Consider the following 22917-nt stretch of genomic DNA (forward strand, 5'->3'; position numbering starts at 1 on the left):
CCTTTATCATGACACTCCAATTCTGCCTAAGGCACGACAGAAACTTTTGTTCCGACTCTGGCGTGGCGGTAGAAAACCTTAGCCATATGCCAGGGCAGACGAATGCAGCCATGTGAGGCTGGATACCCAGGTACATAACCGGCATGCATGGTGACCGGGCCATTAATCCGCATCATGTAATCCATAGATGCCCCACGAAAGCGAGACCCGGCAGGTTTACGGTGACGGCGCACATCTACATTACTGCGCAGTACATAGCCGCGGGGGCTTATATAGTGACCATACAGATTTGAACGGTGACTATATTTTTTTTCGGAAATACGGAAGTTACCAGTAGGAGTGCGGTGGCCGGCTTTGCCAGTAGAGACAGGAGACATACCTGCCAGGCGTCCACCTCTGTAGAAGTAGGCCATCTGGTCACTGAGATCGATCACGATACGAGGTGCACCCTGCACATGGGCTTTAAACCACATATGTCGACCATAGCGTGGTTGTTCCCTCTGGTACCTGCCGTGTCTTGCATATCCCCGTTGATTTCTGCTGTATCTCGAATGCCCCCTGTAATCCCTTCTGTATCTGTAATCTCTGTTGTACCTGGCATGCCCGCCAGAATGGCCTCCATGCCCCTGATGAGAGACATACCTCGAGCCTGGTTGGGCGTATGAATTGGAATAATCCACGGCGTAGGCCAGTGGAGCCAATATTGCCGAACCCGCAACCATCAAGGCGGCGGCAAATGATGAGCTTTTACGTAGAGATCCCTGCACTTTTTGTAGGGTCGTTTTCCGTTTAGGTATGGTTTGATGATTTTGCAGCGAAGGTCGGTTATGCATTACACACCTCTCAATTGCCAGTGGGCTGTGCAAACAACTGCAGTTGTGAACAATACTGCTACCAATCCCAGGGCGAGAGACAGGCTCCCAGTTAGTAGGGATATGACAACAGTGAGTGATTCCCCAGTGCAGATTGCCTTTATATTCGGCATTCACTGCGGGATGGGTTAGCAGTGGTATTTGCCACTGCATGTCAGAGGGATGTTAAGGTCGCCCTTCGGGTGCAATCACATCAAAATGGAATAAGTGGGGAGTTGGTTACTACTAAGCAGGCCTACGGATAGCTTTATTTAAATGGGTGATATTCTATCTGCGAATGTGGTATATCAGCGGCTTTGTCATCTTTAATACCTACTGTTTGATGGGCTGGGTTAGAGGAAGGTTACATCCGAAGGTAAAAGTTTATGGAGCCGGAATAAAAACCTCAGAATAGCCGATAGATATAGGATCTATAACCTTAAGGTGAGGAAAAAATTATTTATGAAAAAATACCTAAATAGAAGCAGGGAAGCCCTGGATGATTATTCTTCAAAGGTTACTGGCAATTCAAATTCTGGTGTTAAAGTTATTCAGGGCATGATTGAAGGATTGCCGGTGCTTGCATCCTCTGAGAGGAGTAAGAAAAATGAAATGGAATTTGATGAAAAGCACTATTTTGTTATTCCCTATAAGCTCTCAGAGGTTGGTTTTTCTCTGCATACTATGCGGTGTTTGCCTGATAAGGCTCCAGAGATCAATGATCTTCCTAAGCGCCGTATTTTTCACTTGCCCAATGAGTACTATGAGGGGAATCTGCGTAAATTTATGGTAGACAGCGCAGTCGATATGTCTAGGGAGAAGAAAGAAAACCATAAAAACCCTCTGGTTAGGCTTGCTGATGAGATTGATATTCTGGATAGAAAAATGACTTATGGCATGTTGCTTGTCGGTGGGGTAACTGCAATATTCAATCCAATTGTAGGTGCCGGATTGGCGGCAAAAGCTTTAGTGCCAGGATTCGGCGGATTAGTGAATAAGTTCGGGTTGCGTCCAGTGGGCAATAAAATAGAGGAGTTCCAGTCCAACAGATTTGTCGCGCAGGCAGAGAAGGGTATTGCTCGCCAATTTTCTGAAGTCAATACCCTTAAGGTTGTGAATCCTATTTTGCAGGAGCTGGATCTGGCTTTAAGGACCTCAGCAGAGCAACATGATCCGCTAACAGACCCTAATTTATCGGTTGGATCAATCCCAGAGCTGGATGGTAAATACTGGCGAGAACTAACTGAAAAAGCTGTATACCACGTTTATAAGGATATTTATTTAGATAAGAAGTGGGCTCGTAAAGCTCAGCTTGGGCCTGAAGATTTACGTTGGTTTGAGGTTTTATTTGCGGGAGCTAAATAGCTTCCAGGTATTTTCAATTTTGATAAAATTCAGCAGCCAGGTAGGCTGCTGAGTAAATTTTTCTGACAATTGCTATTAGAAGTTGTAGGTCAGCGCCAAAGAAGAGAAGTTGGGTTTTCTATCCCCCATCTCAAAAATGGTGTGCTCCAGACTGAGACTCCAGTTGTTGTAGTTCCAGCCAGCAGAGATTCCGTAGTATGGGTCACTTCCGTCATCGTCCCCTTTATAAGAGTAGTTGGAGCTGCCAGATTCACTGGCTATCTGGCTACCAGAAATAACAACCTCATAGTTCCAGTTGAGGTTTTCAACTTCCTTCAGCTCAGCATCCCACTGTTGATATCCTACGCGAATACCAGCATATAAATTTTTAGTGATGTCAGTTGTTAGGAATATGCCAAGCATTCTTGACTGGGTATCGATATCTACCTTGTAGTCATATTCATAGTGAAGAGCTTCATAATCGGTGTTGATTGAATCACTTCCTCTGTCTCGGCCCTCAGAGCTTCCCAGATTTGTATAGCCACCCTCAATAGAGAGGAAATTATTGAGGCGATACCCTAGGGTTACATTCCACCCTTTGGGATCGGAAAGTTTTACCCCAAAATTTTCCAGGGCTTCTCTATTTGAAATATCTGTATCTACTTTTCCAAAGGAAGATTTCAGGTAGAAATTATTTTCCATTGCCATGGAGCTAGAGGCTGAAGTGGCGAGGATAGCGGCAAGAATTAGTCGTTTCAATTGACATCCTTAAATCAGGTTGGAAGATCTTTTGGTAAGAAAAGTACGATTGACTCTCAGCATCTGGAGAAGTTAAGCGGGGGTAAGGCTCTCATAGATTGTGGAGCTGTCATTGCCCCATAAGGAGATGTCTGTATTTAACATTGCTAAATATGCTGAAAGTGAATTTTGGCGCATATTACAACATTCGGAGAGGGTTGCTCAAGAAAAATCCATTATAGCTTTCTAGAAGTGAAAAATATAAATTTTTTCTTGTAAACCAAGGGAATATCTCCGCGTTAAATAACTGTATTCATATAAATTTGTGAGGATTAAGGTGAGAAAAAAATTTAATGTCATCAGAATCAAATTTCTTTTCTTTCTATTTTATCTTGGTGTTTGCAGTGCTGCCGGTGGACAAGAGGTTAATAACTCAACTAATGTTGAATTATTGCTCAGTGCACACCCCGAAAATACGTTGATGGTCAATGCTAGTGTGGCAACCAGCGCGGATGCGAGGGTAGCTATCAGAGTAAAATCTGCTGATACGGAACGACGCAGAACAGCTTACAGTAACCCCGGAACGGAACACAATATAACTGTAGCGGGCTTGCGGGCAGATACTACTTACCGATTTACCGTATTAGCTATTTTTGAAACTGGGGAGGTGGTCAGCAGTGAGGAGGTAGCCTTTAAGACTGGTTCATTGCCTGCGGGGGCTCCAACAGTAAAGATTATTGCCAGTACTGAGAAGAGTGAAGGAGGAATCACTATCTTTGCGCCGGCTTCTGATGCAAATAGTCGCTATTGGGGGATTGATGAACAAGGAGAGGTGGTTTGGTACCTGCATGGTGATCATCCTCTTGCGGGTGCTCCAGTTGCCCGTAACCTTGGCGATGGAAAGCTTTTATTGTTACTGGATCAAGAAGCGCGCATAGTCACATTAACTGGAGAAACACTGGAAAGCTTTCCTCTACCTGCTTACCACCATGATGCAATTCTTCTTGATAATGGAAACCTGCTGGCATTGACTTATGCTCGTGAAACCGTTGATGGAATTTTCCTACAGGGGGATGTGATTGTGGAAGTGGATTCACAGGGGAATACAGTTTGGGAATGGTCGGCATTCGATCATTTGGATACCAGCCTATTTCCCGGTGCGCTGGCCAGTCGTGTGCTGGGTAATGGAGCCACCGATTGGACCCATTCTAACGCCTTGTTTCATACAGCTGAGGATGATTCGATTTTACTGTCCAGTCGATCTCAAAGCTGGGTTATTAAAATCGATCACCTGAGCGGAGTCATTCAGTGGATCATGGGGCGTAATAGTGATGTCCCTGAAGTTTTGGCCAATAAGTTTTTCGATTTAAATGGTGGCTCTTGGATGGCATCTCAGCATGCCGCAACGTTAATCAGTAGCGGTGAGATTCTCATCTACGACAATAGAAATGAATCCGAACTGAGCGGTAATATCTACAAAAGTCGCGCGGTAAAGTTTGTGTTGGACACCAACACCATGGAAGCTCAGCAAAGCTGGGAATATATTGTCCCTAAATACACTCAATCATTGGGGGATGTAGATGAGCTTATTGGAGGGAATATCCTTGTTTGTGCAGGAGGCCCTTCAGATGTGAGTACTGGCAGTGACCGAAATGCTTATTTAGTGGAAGTGACCCCTGATGAAGAGGCCGTTGTCACCTGGCAAGCGGAAATTGAAAATACATTGGTTTATCGTGCAGAGCGTATAACTTGGGGTGAACTCTTGGGGCGCACTGGTAATGATATATAAAATATATCTGTAGTGGCTGCATGAAAGACCGCAGTGCAAAAAACTGGGGTCTTTCTTGCTATCGTAAAAAATCACGTTCGGATTCAGGCTCTCTACTTTTCTGTATACTTCTCAATTCTTGCTTCTTCGGCTAAAAGAGGAGATAACTGGGCCAGTATATTTTTCAAATGGTCTGTGTCCCAATGCTGCTGTTCAGCTTCCTTGGACTCCCATAGTTCAAGGGTTGTAAATATATTACTGTGATCTGTGGAAGGCAGGATTTTGTAGTATAAACAGCCTGACTCTTCTTCAGATTGGTGTGCCAGTTCGGTTAACAGCTTGAATGCCTGGGAAATCTTTTCCTGTTGAACCGTAACTCTTGCCATTACATATAAATTGGCCATTATTTTCTCTCATATATTTAAATTGCATCAGGGAGATTAGTTGGTACGTTTAACTACTAACAACACACCGAAAACCATCATGGTTAGTCCAATCAGGCGTTTAGTATCCAGACTGGATTGTTGTGCTCCGAATAATCCAAAGTGGTCGATAACACTAATGGCGAGTAGCTGTCCGAGAAGTACAAAAGATACTGCGTTACCCACGCCATACTTTGGTGAAACCCAGGTAACACTCAATATGTAAAAAGCCACCAAAATCCCACCCAGGTAAAAATACCAGGAAATACCTCTATGAATAATCTCACTGGGTAGTCCTTCTGTTTTTAACAGGTAGGCTGCGGAGATAACCAGGCCAACAAAAAAAAGCACGGTTGTTGCCAGAGCTGAGCTGCCGAGCTTAACGCCAAGACCACTATTTAGGGTTGCCATTACCGGTATGCCAATGCCTGCCACGAGCATTAAGGATGGGTAAATAATTGCATTTTGCACTTGTGGAACCTCTACTCATAATAGCGGGCCGGTCCGGGGGAACCGGCCCCGCAGCTCATTTAGTCGGCGAGCTGTTTGGCAATGGCCAGGCCTACGCCATGGGCACTGGTTGGGTTCTGGCCGCTGATTACACGTCCATCCTCAATAATAAATTCCTGCCAGGGCTGTACTTTGTTAAAGCGCGCTGCACTTCTAGTCAGAGATTCCTCCAGCAGGAAGGGAATATCATTGATGGTGCCGAAGTCAATCTCCTCTTCACGGGTGAAAGCGGTAACAGACTTGCTAGCCAGCAGCTTTTCCCCATTGCTCAGGGTAATAGGCAAGAAGCCTGCAGGACCATGGCAGACTGCTGCCAGAATACCGCCGGTTTCATAGTGTTCAGCACTCAGTTTGGCGAAGTCTTCATTGGTTGCCAGGTCGGAAAGTAGGCCAAATCCACCTGGGTAAAAGATCGCATCGTAGTCGGCGATATTCAGCTGATCTACGGGAATGGTATTGTTGATACGGTTCTGGAAATCTTCATTATCCAGTATCTTTTGGTTTACTTCGTCACCTTCAATATCAGTGCCGTACATAGGGGCTTTGCCGCCTTTAATGGAGGCAATATCGTAGTCGATGCCATTTTCCTTAAACACATGAACCACATGGGTCAGTTCTGGGGAGTAGGTACCATTGGCCTGATCGGTTTCACCCAGGGTGGCGTGATTGGTAACGGGAATAAGTACTTTCTTCATGTTTGTTTCCTCTTTTGGTAAGCGTTCAGTGGGGAGGGATTGTAGATTGTCCTTTATCTGCCGATAATATGCCTATTTGGTGAAATACCTTTGCTGTATAGCAATAATAGAGGTTGTAGAATATGGAAAGTTTTGACGGCTTGGTCGAGTTTGTGGCCGTTGCAGAAAGCCAGGGATTCTCTGCGGCGGCTAAGCAACTGGGCTGTAGCACCAGCCATGTCAGCCGACAGGTCTCACGTCTGGAAGAGCGCCTGGGTTGTGCCCTTCTGGCCCGTACAACACGCTTGGTCAGCCTTACCCAGGCTGGAGATGTCTATTATCGGCGTTGTAAGGAGCTGGTGACCGGATTGTTGCAAGCGAATGAGCAGGTAAGCCAACAGCAGTTCCAGCTGAGTGGAACCCTGAGGGTGAGTTGTGCAGGTTTCTTTGCTGAGCATTACGTTGCTCCGGCTTTAATGGAGTTTGGTGTGCAACATCCGGAGTTGAGTATTGATGTGGACTTCAATAGCCGGATGGTCAATTTTGTGGAAGATGGGATCGACTTTGCTATTCGTTATGGTCGACTGGAAGATTCCGGCTTGGTAGCTCGAAAGCTCGCCGAGCGGCAAATGATGGCCGTTGCCAGCAATGATTACCTAAGGACGAATGGCATTCCTGAGCGTCCCAGCCAATTAAAAATACATAGCTGTATTGTGGCTAATAATGACCAGTGGGTATTTCAGCTGGATGGAAAGCAGGAAACCATTAAGGTTAGAGGACGCTGGAGAAGTAATAATGCCCATACTGTTGTTAGAGCCTGTGAGCAAGGTTTAGGTATTGCTTATATGCCTAAAAGCAGTTTTAGTGATTATGTTGAACAGGGTCTGTTGAGGCCAGTTCTTGAACCTTTTTGGAGTAAGGGGGCAAGTAGTTGGATTGTTTATCAGAATCGACGTTTTTTACCGCTGCGGGCGAGATTGGCGATTGACTTCTTAGTTGAATATTTTTCCGGCTGGGAAGAATAAGTTTGCAAATGAAATTTTCTTTACTCAGCTACCATTAGCGCAATAAAAGCGGTCATATGAAAAATATTTTTTTTCAATTACCCAAGGATAAATCCTTGGAGCACTTTTCAGATATTGTTAAGTCTGACATTGTGCGAATTGAGAGAATTGTCTCTAACGGACAGTCCTCTCCAGAGCAGGGCTGGTATAACCAGGAGGAGCATGAGTGGGTAATAGTACTGTCCGGATATGGAATACTAGAATTTGATGGTGGTGAGAGAGTGCGTTTGGAGGCTGGAGATTTTTTAGAAATTAGAGCAGGGCGACTGCATCGGGTTGTAGAGACATGTGTAGATCAAGCGACCATTTGGCTTGCTATTTTTTACAAATAAAATTACAAAAGGTTTCCAGCGAGTGGTTACTTCTATCATAACTTTGCATACTATTGTTTATAAATAATAGCATTATAGTAGCGAAAATACTGAATATTATAATTATCTTATAGGCTATTGAGAAAGGAATACTATGGGATGGAAACTATAGGTTTTTTACCGCCAAAATCTCATTACCTTTTGGGTCTTTAAAAGGTGACCTGAAATGGTCGAAATATATGCTGGAAATAGATTATTGTCAGACGTAGATGTCCTTGTAGAGTTAACCTGTTAGGTGTCTGGTTCGGTAAGTGATTACTTTTACCTATCCAGGTTCACAGTCCTTTTGTCGCTCTTTCAGTCCAATTCTTGTTCTGAAAAATGAAAAGTCAGTATTGTATGAGATTAAATTAATTTCAATAATTCAGTACTTTTAGTTTCTATTCCAAAACGCTAATAATTGTAAGGGTTTAATAGTGATGACTGTATCCAGGTGAGGTCTGTAGGAGGTGCTAAATAGACTATTCTTGTCCCCGGTTGTTGACCAAATCCATTTTATAATGTTATTTCTCGATACTTAAATTGTGCTCATTATCACACTTGACCTTGGAGTATCTATTTCCCTATTCCCGCCCGTGTCCCTCTACTTCTAATGGGTTGTAGTTTGTATGAGTGTGGTAAAAATTGAGATGCAGCCTTATTTTTTGCTCCCATTTTCATAGCTCGGGCGATATCTACAATATACAAGGACTTTGTGTCTTCATATTTTTCGAGTGGTCTAGCTCAAATAATATTCAATTTACCTGACGCCAGAAGCGATTACTGCCAGAAGTGAAGTCTATTGAGACATTATTAAGTTTCCCCTACCCCGCCTATCCATTAATCCGTAATGTGACTTTATGTGCCATTCAGTATTTATTGGTAGGGCTGACTCTTTAGGTCTTTCATTGTTAATCGAGGAGTATGTAGATGAAAGCACATGTTTTGAAAGGGATTCTCTATGCGGTGATTGTATCGTCGCTTTCGGCCTGTAGTGGGGGATCTGACAGTGATAACCCTGTGAACGTAGTATCGCTAACTATTTCCTTAAGCCCTATTAGCGGTAGCACCTTATCTTTGCAGGATAGTGTGTTGATTGACTTTAGTGAGGCGGTTGATCTTGGAGATATTACTTTATCCGGAGATATGGAGAAACTGGGAAAGCTTACTCAGGTTGATAATGATACATTGAATTTTTCTCCTCTGGAGACATGGACGGAGGGAGAGACTCTATCCTTGTTGATCAATGCTAAGGATGTGGCTGGAAATGCGATGCAAGAGATCTCTGCGAGCTACAAGGTTGAGGTGGTTGCTCCAGCAGTGGTAAGTATTTCACCAGATAGGGTACGCTTGGAGAAGAGTGACACAATTACGGTGCAATTTTCTGAGACTATGGATAGTGAAAGCCTATTGCTGACTGGGTCGTTGAGTTTCGATGAATATGACCTGGCCTGGTCCAAAAGTGAGAGCGAAAACGATACGCTTAGCATTACCCCTAAAGCAGGATGGGTTTCTGGGCAGAAGCGGACCATTACTATTGAGATTGCAGATAACGCGGGGAATATTCTCCCAGAATCAACAAGTAGTTTTACCGTTCCACTTTACTTTAAAAATTTCGATGCTGCGCAGGTTGTGATAGGACAGGAGGATTTCTCCAGCACTGTCACGGGGCTCAGTGAAAAAAATATTGCAGAGTATCCCGTAGGCGCTGTAGCTATTAGTGCGGATAAGACGCTTTTCCTGAGTGATACTAAGAATAACAGAGTTCTGGCCTTTAATGAGATCCCTGAAGTCAATGGTGCCCCAGCCAGTTTTGTTCTGGGGCAAGAGGATTTCTACAGTGCTGCAGCGGTTAGTGATAGTAGTTACTCTAACACCTACGGTTTACCCTCAAGGGTGAGTATTGATAATAATAAACTTGTTGTTACACAGTCATTCATTCGCCGTATTTTTGTCTACGATAGTGTGCCTGAAAATGGTGAGGCTATTCCCCTTTTGGCTTTGGGGTTACGGGATGGAGATGGAGATACCTGTAATAGTGCTGAGCTTAGCTTTGTAGAAGCTTCTATCATCGCCAATGGAAAGATCATTGTTGCAGATACAGGAAATTCTCGTGTATTAATCTGGGATAAATTACCTGAGCATAATGATACACCTGCAAATTTTGTAGTAGGGCAGTCAGTACTTAGCAACTGTCTCGCCAATGATGATAATCAGGATGGTTCTAGTATTGCTCCCACAGCCAGAACACTTTCCCAGCCAAATGATATTTGGAGTGATGGAGAAAAATTGGCTGTTGTTGATACCTTGAATAATCGGGTTCTATTGTGGAATACCTTCCCAAAAAATAATTTTGTTCCGGCGGATGTGGTACTTGGTCAGGAGAGTTTCTTTGATAGGAAAACAGGAGAAGACAGTGGAGGGGCTGAAGGTTGGCTTGCAACAAACAAAACCTTTAATGAGCCATATTTGGGGATTTGGTCTAATGGAATACAGTTGTTTGTAGTAGACGGTGGTAACCACCGTGTACTGATTTGGGATCAATGGCCAGAAGTCAATTTTACTTCAGCAGATTTGGTGTTGGGCCAGACTAATTTTGAAAAATCCGCCTTTAATGATGCTAATCAAAATGGTGTAAGTGATCAAGGTGAGCTACCAAATGCTTCTACCCTGAAATGGCCTGAGGGAGTCATTGGAAATCAAGATAAGCTATTTGTAACCGATAGTGGTAATAATCGGGTATTGATATTTAAATCACGCTAGAGAGCTACTTTGAGTAACTTTGAAAGGTTGCTTTGTAATACTGTCAGGTCGAAATTACGACCTGACAAGTAATAGAGTAAGGTAATATTAATTGTTAATTTTGCCTGGATATCTGCATGAATTAGGTGGGATGGTTCCCGTAAATCTGGGTAGATGTAGAAATTACCCAAGGAGTATTTATTTTATGCTGTAAGCTACACATGTGGTAATAACGCTGCGGTGGCGCAGCACTGTTAGTGCAGAGGCTGCCAAAAACAGTAGAGTGGACCATATGTCGGGTACTATCGTTCCAAAAGATAGTATCTGTATATCCGGCAAGTTCATATTTTATGAAAGATGTACAGGATTAGGAAGGCTTGTAAGAAGAGGCATCTGTCCATGTTGTAGTTCTCACAACTATGCGGAAAATAATGTCGTGCCAAAATTCGCTCTTTGAGGAGTGGAAAGCCTTCATAATTTGGAATAGTCCTCCCTGTCCATGGTAGTGTATACAGGTAATGGTGCTTTCTGGGATTATGTGAATCCCAAATCTCCTGGATTTGAAAAAATGCTTGAATCCTGAATTCACCAGGACAAGAAAAATAAATTAGGAATGGGGAATATCCAGATGAGAATAATGACGTGTAGGCAGTTGGGTGGAGCTTGCGACTTGGAATTTCGTGCCAGTACCTTTGAAGAGATGGCGGAAAAGAGTAAGGAGCATGGTACTGAGATGTATCAAAAGCAAGATGCTCTTCATCTGCAGGCCATGCAGGAAATGCAACATTTGATGAAGAACCCTGAAGCAATGCAGGAGTGGTATGAGGCTAAGAAGAGAGAGTTTGAAGCCCTGCCTGAAAGTTGAGGATCTCAGTTTTACAATACCCTGTAATGATTTGACTATGTCATCAAGTGTAAAGCATGTTTTATATTTCAGGCTTATTAAGTTTTTTGCCTATTTGTGTTTTAGTTTTTACCGTTTAGATAGTTGGCGTACCGCTTTTAGATTTTAAGCTGAGGATCTATAGATGACTGGTTTAACTCTATCCAAGTTGGTTGGTTTTCAATACGTGCATATCAATTAAGAATAATTATGATTAAATATTTTTTGTTTTTTTGTTGTCTCTTATTTCCTGTTTTGTCAGAGCTGTGGATCTTGAGCGATCGTCGTTGATAATAGGGGGTGCTATTCATTTTTCATCTGAAATACTTGATGAGAGGCGTAGCCTGAATATTTACCTTCCTGCGAGTTATCAAAATGAGCCTAAAAAGAACTATCCAGTAATCTACCTTTTAGATGGGGCTATGAGTGAGGATTTTGTTCATATTGCAGTTTGGCTCCTTTTCCTGGGTTAATATGGTGCCAGAGTCCATTCTTGTAGGGGTGGTTAATGTAGACAGGAAACGAGATTTTACTTTTCCCTCTGACGAGGCTCGGGATAGAAAAGAGTTTCCGTCCTCGGGGGGCGGGGAAATTTATAGAAACTCTTGAGAAGGAAATTCAGCCCCTTGTGGAAAAACAATATCGGGTGAGTGGAAGTTCCACATTGGTCGGTCAGTCCTTCGGTGGGCTATTGGCTACAGAGATTCTATTTAAAAAGGCGGACCTTTTCGATAACTATGTCATTATCAGTCCTAGCCTCTGGTGGAGTGAGGAAGCTCTGTTGGCTAACATCCCAAAAGATTGTTGTGGTGATAAGTCAATTTATGTTGGAGTGGGAAAGGAAGGGCAGGTTATGGAGCGGCTTTCCAGAACATTATTCAGTAAGCTGACGGAAAATGAAAGTAAGGGAAGGGTGCATTTTGGTTATTTTGAGCAGCTGGATCATAGTGATACTTTGCACCTAGCAGTTTATGATGCTTTTGAGAAGCTTTTCTCGAACAGGCAACATAAGGAAAAATCAGAAAATTAATTGAAAGTAATATAGCTATCTCGATCTTTACAACTGTAAAAGTTAATAGAGCGCCAGTTGCTATTCACTATTTGTTCTTTTGGGGGGCATTAACCAGCCCCTCCTCAATGTCTCGCTTGTCCAATTTGTGATACTTCTTTTTGATTTTTTTGATATCTACGCTAGGTGCTGGGAAGTGCATTTTTAGTGCTTCCATGGCATCAGCAACAATGGATGCTACAGCAAGGTTTCGAAACCACTTGTGATTGGCTGGGATAACAAACCAGGGTGCATATGAGGTGCTGCATTTACTTAGAGCATCTTCAAATGCGCTGGTATAGGAATCCCAATAACCAGCTTCTGTGTAATCACTCTCACTGATTTTCCAGTGTCTGGTGGGATCATCAATTCGTTGTTTAAAACGCTTAAGTTGTTCATCTGCATCAATGTGCAGAAAGAATTTCAGGATCAGGGTGCCGTGATCAGACAACAACTTCTCGAAGTGGTTGATATGCTCATAGCGTTTGGACCATACCCGCTTGGGTGCCATACTGTGTACCCGTTGAATCAGGACATCCTCATAGTGAGAGCGGTTAAAAATTGCAACGTGACCCTGAGCGGGTGTAACTTTATGGCAGCGCCAGAGGAAATCATGAGCGGATTCCTCTTTAGAGGGTTGCTTGAAACTGGTAACACTGCAACCTTGGGGGTTCATAGCGCCAAGTACATGGTTGATAGTGCCATCCTTGCCGGCGGCGTCCCGCCCCTGCAGGCAAATCAGTAATGAGTGCTTGTGCTCTGCATACATCAAGTACTGCTGATCGTGGATCCTTTCATCAAGCTTTTTTATAATCGGATCGGTCTCCTCTCGATTTTTGTAGCAATCCTTGAATCCGGGGTCTATTTTATCAAGCTTTACCTTGCTGCCGGGCTTAACTTGGAAGGCTTCGAAACAATTCATGGTTTAGGTCATCAATGGATAGGAAAAATTTCTGTATCTTCAGATATCCTCAAGGCGACGGTAGAGTAACTTCTTTACCAAGTCCAGAGCGAACATCCAGACGATCATATACAGCCACACCAGGCCGATAATACTCCAGGGAATGGCGGGAACCAGCCAACCAAATCCACACATTAGCACCGTTAAAATCTGAGTGCCGACAATCGCGAGAAATAATTTCATTGCAGGTAAGGGTTTTGCAAAGAAAGATTTTCGTGAGCGCACTACAAATAACAGTAAGTGACCTCCAGCGACAATCTGTAAGAAAATAATAGTCTGTATTTGTTCTTTAGTGAGAGATATCCAGGCCTGCCACTGACTATTCTGCAGCCACTCCATGCCGATCAAAAGAAGCCCCATTGTCTGTGTAATGGAGAATAGACCGATGATCGTTGAGCCCAGTAAGAGGTCGCGCATCTCCCAGTGCACAGGCTCTTTAGGCAGTAAGGTATTATCGTAAGCGATGGTCATAATCGGAATATCGTCCAGTAAGGCAACGAGTACGATCATGACCGGGGTAAGGGGAGAAAAGCCAAAGAGTATGGTGGCGAAAACTACAACAACCATAATATCGAGGGTCATGGAGACCCGAAAAAGCACGTAATTAATAATACGTTCGAATATTTTTCGTGCTTCATCAATGGCATCGACAACGGTAGATAGGCCTGGTGCAGTAAGAATGATAGCGGCTGCAGCACGGGCAGCATCAGTGGCGCCACTGACAGCAATTCCGCAGTCGGCCTGTTTGAGAGCGGGTGCATCGTTTACCCCATCTCCGGTCATGGCAACTTGATGGCCACGACCCTGCAGGGCTTTGACAATCGCATATTTGTGTTCTGGAAATACCCTGCCAAAGCCATCGGCACGTTCAACACAGTCGATAACTTCTTTTGGTAGATGCTCTAAATTTTCCGACTGACTGAACACATCCCCCGCTGCAAAGATATTCTGCCCGATACCCACCTGGGAGGCGATTTCCTTGCCGATGGCAACATCATCGCCGGTAATCATTTTAACCTGCAACCCGTGTTCCCGCGCCCGGCTAATTGTCTGTTTGGAGTCATCCCGCGGGGGGTCCTCCAGTGACAGGATTCCCAGAAAAGACCATTCTTTACTGTTATTACTTCGAGCTACGCCCAGAGATCGAAGGCCATGGGAAGCAAGCTCCTGAACACAGACTTTGGCTTTTTCTTCGCTGTTACCACTGAGTTTACACAATGCCATAATTGCCTGGGGTGCACCTTTACAAAATGACAAGTCACTCCCCTTTTCGTCCGATACCAGTGCCTGGGCACGCTTGGTTACTGGATCAAAGGGGGTGAACTCCTTTAAATGGAAATGCCGGAGTTTTTCTTTATCCTTGAGGCCGGCAAAAATTGCCTGGTCTATGGGGTCGCTGGAGCCGGTTTCAGAGGCGAGGGCGGCAGCCAGGATAAGCTCTTCACTGTCTCCTGCCTTGAATAGTTTCGGGTTGTGCAAGCTCAGCTGATTCTTGGTTAGGGTGCCAGTTTTGTCTGAGCAAAGGATATCGACCCCTGCCAGCTCCTCAATAGACTCCAGTCGAGAGACGATAGCTTTTTTACGCGACAATGCCAGTGCCCCAAGGGCATTGGTGACGGTGATAACCGAAGGCATGGCCACGGGAATAGAGGCTATAAGCAGCACCAGTACCGTGCGTAAAATATTAATAACATCTGACCAGTGCCAGCTGGGCGCTGTCACTATATCCCGATAGAGTTGAGTGCCGACCAGTAATAGCGCCAGTATCAGACAGAGCACAATTAGGAAATCGCCAATATGGGTGACGGCTTTTTGTGAGTGAGAGGCTTCCAGGCCTGCGCCAGCTACTAATTTTGCTGTACGTCCAAAAAACGTGTTGCGTCCGGTGCCGATAGTGACGGCGATCATCTCTCCACGTTTGGCGATGCTGCTTGAATAGCCGATATCTCCCACTTTCTTACTAACTGGGAGGGACTCACCAGTGAGGGCGGCCTGGTCGATGCTGATAGATTTACCATCAATAAAGCGCACATCAGCGGGTACTACCTGGCCGAGCTTAATACGCAGTATATCGCCAGGCACGACATCGGCTGCGGCGATAGTTTGGTATTTACTATCGCGCAGAACCTCTGCCTGTGGCGCCATACTGGCCTTTAGTGCCGCGAGGGCATTGGAGGCTTTATGTTCCTGCCAAAAGCCGGCGATGGCATTGTAGAGAAGTAGTGCCATGATAATGGCAAAGTCTGGCCAGTGACCAATAAGGGCAGATAGTAAGGCGGCTGCTTCGATCATCCAGGGAATAGGGCCCCAGAAAAAATGTAGGAATTTCAGCAGTGCGCTCTGTTCTTTTTCCTGAATGGTATTTGGCCCGTACTGTTCGAGGCGTACCTTTGCCTCGGTCAGGCTAAGACCTTTCGGAGAGGTTTTAAGCGCAGAATAGACGGCAGAGAGTGCTGCCTTTTGCAAGTCCACCCGGCCGTCCTCCGGGCTTGCTTCCGAGATGTAAGCAGTTTGAATTTTTGACCCAGATTTCGGCACGGGAATATTCCGTTTGATCGCGAGTTTGTATCGCTACTCCAGTCACTGAAACAGCTGTGATAAACCGAACTTCTGTAACTATATAATTTAGCAGCATGCGCCAAGCGGAATGTTGCAAGAACTGTCTATAGAGTTTTTCAGATAAAAATTAAATATTAATGTTGATTATTTTTGATTTATAAAAAAGCCGGCACTGGGCCGGCGAGGAAGCAGACGTCGAAAGGATAAGATGACGTTGCAGAGACACAGAAAAAGCAACACTGAATACCTGGGAGAGGTGATGTTATTTTTCTGAAAGTATTGACCTGCGGCAGGAGCCGCTGGCCGTATTAACTATCTGTTTATGACGGATTCTTTGCCCGGCGTAGTACACAGGCTTCTGCGGGGGCCAGGTTCAGGGTATCTTCGTTGTACTCATTGCCAAACAGGTTCGGGGTGATGTTCTCGGCACCGGCAAATTCCTGGGGCAGGCTGTACAGTTCATTGGTCTTACCCAGGTTGAGGGCGATCAAGAACTCCTCATCTGCAGTGCGACGTGTAAATACCATTAACTCATTGCCTGTGTCGATCACTTTCTGTTCCGCTGTTGCCAGACTTACTGGTAGTTTGCGGTGCCATTCGATTAGGGCGCGGAACTGGTTGAGCATGGAGTTTTGGCTATCTTCCTGAGCACTGACAGCACGGCTTTGGTGTTCTTCTGGTATTGGCAGCCAGGGCTTGCTGGTGGAGAATCCGGCACTTTGTCCACCCTCGTGTAGCCAGGGCATGGGTGTGCGGCAACCGTCACGGCCTTTAAATTCGGGCCATAAGTTGATGCCATAGGGGTCTACCAGATCCTCAAACGCAATATCGGCTTCTGGCAGGCCGAGTTCTTCGCCCTGGTACAGGCAGACACTCCCACGCAGGGTCAGTTGCATCAATAGGAATAACGGCGCGCGTGCATGGGCCAGGTCATCACTGAAGCCCTTGTTCCATCGGCTTATGGAACGGGGTACATCGTGATTGCTGATGGACCAGCAGGGCCACCCTTGCTCTATGACTTCACGATTTTTCTCCAGGGTTTCGCGTAGAAAGCCGGCAGAGCAGTCTTCGGTCAACAGATCGAAGGAGTAGGCCATATTCAGGCGTTTTTCCGTAGTGTATTCGGCCATGATTTTATGGGTGTTATCATCGCCCACTTCGCCTACGGTTACTGCGCCAGGATACTGGTCCATTAGTTGACGCACGCGCTGTAAAAACACCAGGTTTTCCGGCTGGGATTTGTCATTTCTGTGCCACTGATAATCGTAGTGGTTTACTGGTGGCAGTCCTTTCTCATCCAGCTTGAGTGAGCGTGGAGGATTATCACTGAGGGCTTGCTGGTGGAAAATAAAATTCACTGCATCCAGGCGGAAACCATCTACACCGCGGTCCAGCCAGAATTTCATATCGGCCAGCAGTTGTTCCTGTACTTCCGGGTTGTGCACATTGAGGTCCGGCTGCTCTTTGAGGAAGTTGGCCAGGTAATATTGGCGTCGGCGGGTGCACCAGCGCCAGGAGCCACCACCAAATACAGATACCCAGTTGTTTGGCGGATTGCCATCGGCTTTTGGGTTCTGCCATATATACCAGTCCGCTTTAGGGTTATCACGGCTGGAACGACTTTCTTCGAACCAGGAATGCTGGTCTGATGTGTGGCTCAGAATCTGATCGATAATAATTTTAAGGCCGCGTTTGTGTGCGGCTTCAATCAGTAGGTCAAAATCCTGTAGCTGGCCAAAAATCGGATCCACATCGCGGTAGTCCGCTACGTCGTAGCCGAAATCCACCATAGGGGATTTAAAGAAGGGCGAAATCCAGATGGCATCCACGCCAAGAGATTTCACGTAATCCAGCTTTTGCGTAATACCGGGGATGTCGCCGATACCATCGCCATTGGCATCGCAGAAACTGCGGGGGTAGATCTGGTAAATAACGCTGTTGCGCCACCACTCGGTGCTGTTGCCGGTCATGGATTACTGCCTTGTTTCATTATTCGAAGCGTGGGACAAGGCCCACCCTGGAAAGATGCACTGAGTATGGAGGAGGTGCAGGCGGGCTTCCTCCTCCCCGTGGAGGGGGGGAGAGACCGAGAGTACCGATTTAACTGTAGGCGCAGTCCCTCTACTGTGAAAAGCATTGGGTATTTTGAGAAAGTTGAGCTAACTCGGAGAGCGATTACCCGGGAAAAGCGGGGTGCGAGTAGCTGAAGCACATCCCTGTGCCATGGCTGGATTCAGGGGCGGTCCTGCACAGAGCGCAGCATCTGTTCGGCCAAGGCAATTGCCTCCTGGCGGTCCTTTACATCCAGTTTTTGATAGAGGCTGCGGATATGGGTTTTGATAGTGCTGGGCGCGACCTTGAAGTGGCGCGCGATGCGTTCGTTCGATAGGCCTGAGTGGATGGCGTTCAGTACCTGCCACTCCCTTGGCGTGAGGGGAGAGTGGCGCAGGAAGTCCGGTACCGCGTCACTGGCGAGAATCTCCCGGATGATGGTGTCATCCAGCTCTATACGTATGCCACCGTCCAGTTCAGGCTGTTGCTGGGTTACCCGGATCAGCTCCTGAGCCTTGGCTGATTCAGCCTCACCCAGACCCTGCTCCAGGGCGGTCTTTAAAATAACGATCAAGGGCTTGCCTATCTGCAGGAAGCTGGCGCGGAAGTCCCGCCCAGCCGCTAAACGCAGTGCCTCGGTGATCGCCTCCACAGCCTGGACATGCTGCTCTCGCAACCATAACAAATGGGACTCCAGTACGCGGTTGCGCAGGCGGTCGGTTACTAGGCCGCACTCCCCGGCCACCTGTTGAAAGCGACTTAACAAGCGGTTGGCATCGGACCAGCGATGCAGTTCAATCAACGCGCGTACATGGTTGCGTCCGTGACATTGCTCAAAGTGATTACTGGGCCTATCCGCTACCGGTTCGGCCTGCTCCAACCAGGTGGCAACAGCCTGCTGGTTGCCCAGTGCGCGCCAGGTGCGGATACGCGCGGCGTCGGCATTGGCAATCCAGTCGCGGTGGTAACGCTCGTCGGAGAGCAGGCGCTCGATGCGATTCAACCACTCCAGGGATTCCTCTTTTTCCCCTCGAGCCTGGGCAATTTTCAATAACAGGGTGTACTCCGGCAGCAGCCAGTGTTCGCCCACTTTACGATTGATCTGCATCCCGCGGCGGGCGGAGCGCTCTGCGCCTTCCAGATCGCCGCGCTCCCACTGTAGCTGGCCACGCAGACGGCAGACAAACTCGGAAATTGGCAGGGTGGAGAAGTGGTGCTTTTGTACCAGGTTGTACACCTTCTCCTGTAGCGATGCAGACTTTTTCAAAAGCCCCTGGGCGAAAGCGATCTCGGTCTGCTGGCAGATAGCCCAGGCGGCGCTGGGAATATCTTTCTCGGCAATGGCGAGGGCCTCCACTTCCTGCATATGGGTGCTGGCCTGCTCCAGGGCACCGAGGCAGAAACTGGTCTCGCCGGTGACCAACAGGGCGGAAATGCGCTCCCCCAGTTGATCGCTGTGCAACAGTCCTAGAGCCTCTTCAGCATATTCTTTAGCCTGCAGCGTCTGGCCGCGGGCGATAGCGACCTGGGCGCGCATAGTGGCAAAGGCGCCTTCATACTGGCGCCATTGTTGTGAGTCCTGACGCTGCAGCCAGCTCTCGGCGGCAGCCAGGTTTTTTTCGCATTGATCGTATTCAAAATTCTCTCGCGCCATTTTGGCTGAGAGCAGGGTAAATCGCGCACTATGCTGCAGCTCTTCGGCACCGAGCCACTCCAGGCAGTCGCGCAGCAAGCGGGACTGGCCGCCGCGTAATAGCTGTTCGCCCTGAGTATCCAGCAGCTGGCGCAGGCGCTGGCGATCACCGCCAGCGAGGGCGTGGCGCAGGGCCTCGACCGGCTGGCCCAGCACTTGCCAGGTGTCACAGGCGATACTGTGCAACTCCAGCACCTGATTCCGGTTATTCAACTGGCGCTGCAGGAAGCGTGCAAATACCGGGTGGAACCTGAACCACTGGCGGCTGGAGTCCTGTGCCTGCAGGAAGAGTCCGCGTCGTGCGGCCTCCTCCAGCAACTGTTGACCATCGTCACAGCCACTGAGGCGTTCTGCCAGTTGGGCGTTTACACGGGTCAGAATCGAAGTACGTGCTAGCAGGTCGCGCAGCTGAGGCTCCAGTCGTTCCAGCACTTCCTCGGCGAGATAATCGAGAATATGGCTGTGGCCTTGTTCCAGTTCGGCCAGATAGCGGTCAACCTCTTCGCGATCGCGTACAGAGAGGGTAAATAGCTGCACTGCTGGCGGCCAGCCCTCGCTTAAATGCTGCAGTTGAGCAGCGCGGTCGGCATCCAGGGTGAATGGCAGTCGCTGTTTGAGAAGTTGTGCGATTTCTCCGGTATTTAGGGCCAGCGCATCGCTGCCCAACTCCAGCAGACGCCCCTGAACGCGCAATGTTGCAAGCCCCAGGGGCGGCTGACTGCGGCTGGTGAGTACTATGCCGACACCGGCTGGGGCGTGACGTAGTAGAAAGCGTGTGGTGTCGTGTACGGCCTGGTTATCAATCTGGTGGTAGTCGTCCAGCACTATGCGCAGTTCGCTGGGCAGGGCGCGTAACTCGGCCAGTAGGTGGCTGACCACGGAGGCCGGGTCCGGGCATTGGGGAGCAGTCAGCAGTTGGTAAGTCTGGGGTACACCGTTGCCTGTGGCGCGATGCACGCTTTCCACCAGATAGCGACAGAACTGGCTCGGCTCGTTGTCACTGGCATCCAGGGTATACCAGGCCACCGGGTTATCCTGATTCGATGCCCAGGAGGTGACCAGTGTGGTTTTGCCATAGCCCGCGGGTGCCGTCACCAGCAGCAACTGGTCGCTGTGGCAGTCGTTGAGTAACGACAGCAGGCGAGGGCGCGCCAGGGTGTGCTCGGGGCAGTCCGGCAAACTGTATTTCGAGGTTAATAGCATCGCTGCGGGCGGGATCGCTTTAAACGTCTGATTTTTGTACAAACCGTATTATGCACCAGGAGAGCGATAATGTGACAGCGTTGCGACAAGCAGGGCGGGAACACAATTGGTAGATTTGCTTCGATTAAGGCTGGCGTGGACTTTGCTTTGGACAGTATATTACCGAGGAGACAAATCGGTCACATCGATCCATAGGGTGGCTGCCGGCAGGGGCACGTCCCTGTGCCCCCTTACCCCGGCGAGCAAATAGGTCCATCCGACCCTTTGATCGCCCTTTGGCGCAAAGTCAATCCGGCAAATTGAGCAGTCTTCCTGACAGTTTCTATTCAGATTGCCGTGGTACGCGAGAAGTTTTTACGCGGCGGATCCAGTTCGGATCACTGCTGCTTGCGAGGACCTGGTGCCAATTCAACAACAATAATAAGAAGAGGCAATTATGGTAGATATTGTAGTCCTGGCCGCCGCCGGAGCAGGAACGGCAAATAGGGAGTTTGCGGAACCGTTGTTCTCGGCCTTAAAAGTAGCCTTGGGTGATGACTGGTCGCGCCTATATTGCGACACTCTGCCCGCATTGGAGTCTCTGACGGGGAATGTGGATCGTGTATTCCAGAGCATGTGCAAGGGCGAGATGGATTACCTGCGCGCGCGCAAATTCCTGCTTAGTGGTATAGCCCTGGGCGCGGCGCAACTGGGAGATCTCCAGCAGCGTGATGGTGCCTATGAGAGAGTTCAGGGTGCGATTTACCGTGTGCTGCAAAAGGCTGCGGTGGAGGCCGGTGAGCGTACCCCGGTGGTGTTATTGAGCCACTCACTTGGGTGTATCAATCTTTCCAATTACCTCTGGGATGCCCAGAGGTCGAGTGTCAGTCATGGAATCTGGCGTGATGGAGGCCCCGGTGGAGTCCGTAAGGGCTCCGCGCGTGAGCGCTTTCTGCGACTGAAGACTCTGAGTTACTGGTATACCCTCGGCGCCAACAATCCACTCTGGTGCGCTGGCAGAGCGCGCGAGCAGATCCAGGCAGTGACCGCTGACTCCCGCGGCTATCGATTCCGTTGGAAAAACTTCTACCATCCGGATGACCTGTTTGGCTGGCCCCTGAAACCCCTGAGCCCAACTTACAATCATGCGGTGTTCAAGGATTATGAGACGCGTCCACTGGATGATCACCAAGTTAATGTGTCTGGCCCACAAGTGCTTCCACCAGAGGATTACTGGAGTAACGGGATGGTGCTGGAACAATTGCTCGAAGACTTACATGCACTACTGAAAAACGGGCACCAAGGAGGCTCTGCGCCTGTACAGCGATCTCAGCGGACACTCGCGGTATAATCCCGGGCTACTGCAATTGGTCCATAAAGGATGGGTCTCATCTATGTCGCTGCAATTTCACTCGGTCCCGGTTACTCCCTTTCAGCAAAATTGCACTTTGCTCTGGTGTGATGACAGCAAACGCGCCGCAGTAGTGGATCCGGGTGGCGACCTCGACAAGATTCTCACTGCTGTAGAAGAGCGTGGCCTTAAGCTGGAAAAAATATTGCTAACCCACGGCCATCTGGACCATGTGGGGGGCACTGCGACCCTGTCCAAACAGCTGCAATTACCTGTTGAAGGTCCGCATAAAGGCGATAATTTTTGGATAGAGCAGTTGCCGGTACAGGCACAGATGTTTGGTTTTCCCGCAGTGGAGGTGTTTACCCCGGACCGCTGGCTGGAACAAGGGGATACTGTCACTGTCGGTGAAGAGGAGCTGGAGGTGCACCACTGTCCTGGTCATACACCTGGCCACGTAGTGTTTTTTCACCGCCCGAGCCATCTGGCACTGGTGGGTGATGTTCTGTTTGCAGGTTCCATTGGGCGCACTGATTTTCCTCAGGGGGATCACGATACCCTGATCCGCTCGATCAAGGAGCGCCTCTGGCCTCTCGGCGATGAAGTACGCTTTGTGCCCGGCCACGGCCCCATGTCCACTTTCGGCAAGGAACGCCAAACTAACCCGTTTGTAGCGGACAAGCGCTTTGGGTGAGATTTAAAGCGGGAGAATAATAACCAATACG

Annotated in this window: 19 protein-coding genes; 10 read left to right on the forward strand and 9 right to left on the reverse strand. The window is 47.9% G+C overall.

From position 1 onward, the window contains the following. Positions 1–26: 26 nt before the first annotated feature. Positions 27–473 carry a L,D-transpeptidase family protein gene (locus GL2_RS09000; protein ID WP_232053805.1) on the reverse strand — a complete coding sequence of 149 codons (447 nt, stop codon included), beginning with the start codon at positions 471–473 and terminating at the stop codon, positions 27–29. 840 nt (positions 474–1313) lie between these two features. Between GL2_RS09000 and GL2_RS21680 the strand changes: the two genes are divergently transcribed. Beyond that, entirely contained in the window at positions 1314–2216 is a 903-nt protein-coding gene (locus GL2_RS21680; protein ID WP_197736539.1) for a hypothetical protein, read from the forward strand. 75 nt (positions 2217–2291) lie between these two features. Here GL2_RS21680 and GL2_RS09010 read toward each other — a convergent pair whose 3' ends face one another. Beyond that, positions 2292–2954 carry an outer membrane beta-barrel protein gene (locus tag GL2_RS09010; protein ID WP_143730337.1) on the reverse strand — a complete coding sequence of 221 codons (663 nt, stop codon included), beginning with the start codon at positions 2952–2954 and terminating at the stop codon, positions 2292–2294. Positions 2955–3270: 316 nt separating this feature from the next. Between GL2_RS09010 and GL2_RS09015 the strand changes: the two genes are divergently transcribed. Further along, positions 3271–4722 carry an aryl-sulfate sulfotransferase gene (locus GL2_RS09015; RefSeq protein ID WP_143730338.1) on the forward strand — a complete coding sequence of 484 codons (1452 nt, stop codon included), beginning with the start codon at positions 3271–3273 and terminating at the stop codon, positions 4720–4722. Between the two features lie 92 nt (positions 4723–4814). On the opposite strand, the gene GL2_RS09020 is transcribed toward GL2_RS09015, so the two are convergent. Genes GL2_RS09020 through GL2_RS09030 form a run of 3 tightly spaced genes read right to left on the reverse strand, consistent with a single transcriptional unit; the run spans position 4815 to position 6328 of the window. After that, on the reverse strand, positions 4815–5105 hold the full coding sequence (locus GL2_RS09020; protein ID WP_143730339.1) for a putative quinol monooxygenase: 291 nt from the start codon (positions 5103–5105) through the stop codon (positions 4815–4817). A gap of 36 nt (positions 5106–5141) precedes the next feature. Then, positions 5142–5594 (reverse strand): DMT family transporter, encoded by a 453-nt coding sequence (locus tag GL2_RS09025; RefSeq protein ID WP_143730340.1) that lies wholly within the window; start codon positions 5592–5594, stop codon positions 5142–5144. Between the two features lie 59 nt (positions 5595–5653). Beyond that, entirely contained in the window at positions 5654–6328 is a 675-nt protein-coding gene (locus GL2_RS09030; protein WP_143730341.1) for a type 1 glutamine amidotransferase domain-containing protein, read from the reverse strand. A 122-nt stretch (positions 6329–6450) separates the two neighbouring features. Here GL2_RS09030 and GL2_RS09035 point away from each other — a divergent pair, with 122 nt between their 5' ends. From GL2_RS09035 to GL2_RS09060, 6 genes are all read left to right on the forward strand, one after another. Beyond that, positions 6451–7332, forward strand: a complete 882-nt coding sequence (locus GL2_RS09035) for a LysR family transcriptional regulator (protein WP_143730342.1) — start codon at positions 6451–6453, stop codon at positions 7330–7332. A 56-nt stretch (positions 7333–7388) separates the two neighbouring features. Beyond that, a complete protein-coding gene (locus tag GL2_RS09040) occupies positions 7389–7703 on the forward strand; it encodes a cupin domain-containing protein (protein WP_143730343.1) in 315 nt (104 codons plus the stop codon). A gap of 948 nt (positions 7704–8651) precedes the next feature. Next, positions 8652–10484 carry an Ig-like domain-containing protein gene (locus tag GL2_RS09045; RefSeq protein WP_143730344.1) on the forward strand — a complete coding sequence of 611 codons (1833 nt, stop codon included), beginning with the start codon at positions 8652–8654 and terminating at the stop codon, positions 10482–10484. A 607-nt stretch (positions 10485–11091) separates the two neighbouring features. Beyond that, positions 11092–11328: a DUF1059 domain-containing protein gene (locus GL2_RS09050; RefSeq protein WP_143730345.1), complete on the forward strand. Its 237-nt coding sequence runs from the start codon at positions 11092–11094 to the stop codon at positions 11326–11328. A gap of 284 nt (positions 11329–11612) precedes the next feature. Beyond that, on the forward strand, positions 11613–11819 hold the full coding sequence (locus GL2_RS22340) for an alpha/beta hydrolase-fold protein (protein WP_172621098.1): 207 nt from the start codon (positions 11613–11615) through the stop codon (positions 11817–11819). Between the two features lie 155 nt (positions 11820–11974). Next, positions 11975–12376 carry an alpha/beta hydrolase gene (locus tag GL2_RS09060; RefSeq protein WP_232053806.1) on the forward strand — a complete coding sequence of 134 codons (402 nt, stop codon included), beginning with the start codon at positions 11975–11977 and terminating at the stop codon, positions 12374–12376. 67 nt (positions 12377–12443) lie between these two features. Here GL2_RS09060 and GL2_RS09065 read toward each other — a convergent pair whose 3' ends face one another. From GL2_RS09065 to malT, 4 genes are all read right to left on the reverse strand, one after another. Then, a complete protein-coding gene (locus GL2_RS09065; protein ID WP_143730347.1) occupies positions 12444–13316 on the reverse strand; it encodes a polyphosphate kinase 2 family protein in 873 nt (290 codons plus the stop codon). Between the two features lie 39 nt (positions 13317–13355). Beyond that, a complete protein-coding gene (locus GL2_RS09070; RefSeq protein WP_143730348.1) occupies positions 13356–15893 on the reverse strand; it encodes a plasma-membrane proton-efflux P-type ATPase in 2538 nt (845 codons plus the stop codon). Positions 15894–16234: 341 nt separating this feature from the next. Further along, a complete protein-coding gene (locus tag GL2_RS09075) occupies positions 16235–17884 on the reverse strand; it encodes an alpha-amylase family glycosyl hydrolase (protein ID WP_143730349.1) in 1650 nt (549 codons plus the stop codon). A gap of 263 nt (positions 17885–18147) precedes the next feature. Continuing rightward, positions 18148–20838, reverse strand: coding sequence for an HTH-type transcriptional regulator MalT (gene malT / locus GL2_RS09080; RefSeq protein ID WP_232053807.1), 2691 nt, complete (start codon positions 20836–20838; stop codon positions 18148–18150). Between the two features lie 460 nt (positions 20839–21298). On the opposite strand from malT, the gene GL2_RS09085 reads away from it, so the two are divergent. Together GL2_RS09085 and GL2_RS09090 are read left to right on the forward strand one after the other, a co-directional pair. After that, entirely contained in the window at positions 21299–22192 is an 894-nt protein-coding gene (locus GL2_RS09085; protein ID WP_143730350.1) for a hypothetical protein, read from the forward strand. 43 nt (positions 22193–22235) lie between these two features. After that, a complete protein-coding gene (locus tag GL2_RS09090; protein ID WP_143730351.1) occupies positions 22236–22886 on the forward strand; it encodes an MBL fold metallo-hydrolase in 651 nt (216 codons plus the stop codon). Positions 22887–22917 lie beyond the last annotated feature (31 nt).

Source organism: Microbulbifer sp. GL-2 (assembly GCF_007183175.1).
In the GTDB taxonomy this organism is placed as follows: Bacteria; Pseudomonadota; Gammaproteobacteria; order Pseudomonadales; family Cellvibrionaceae; genus Microbulbifer.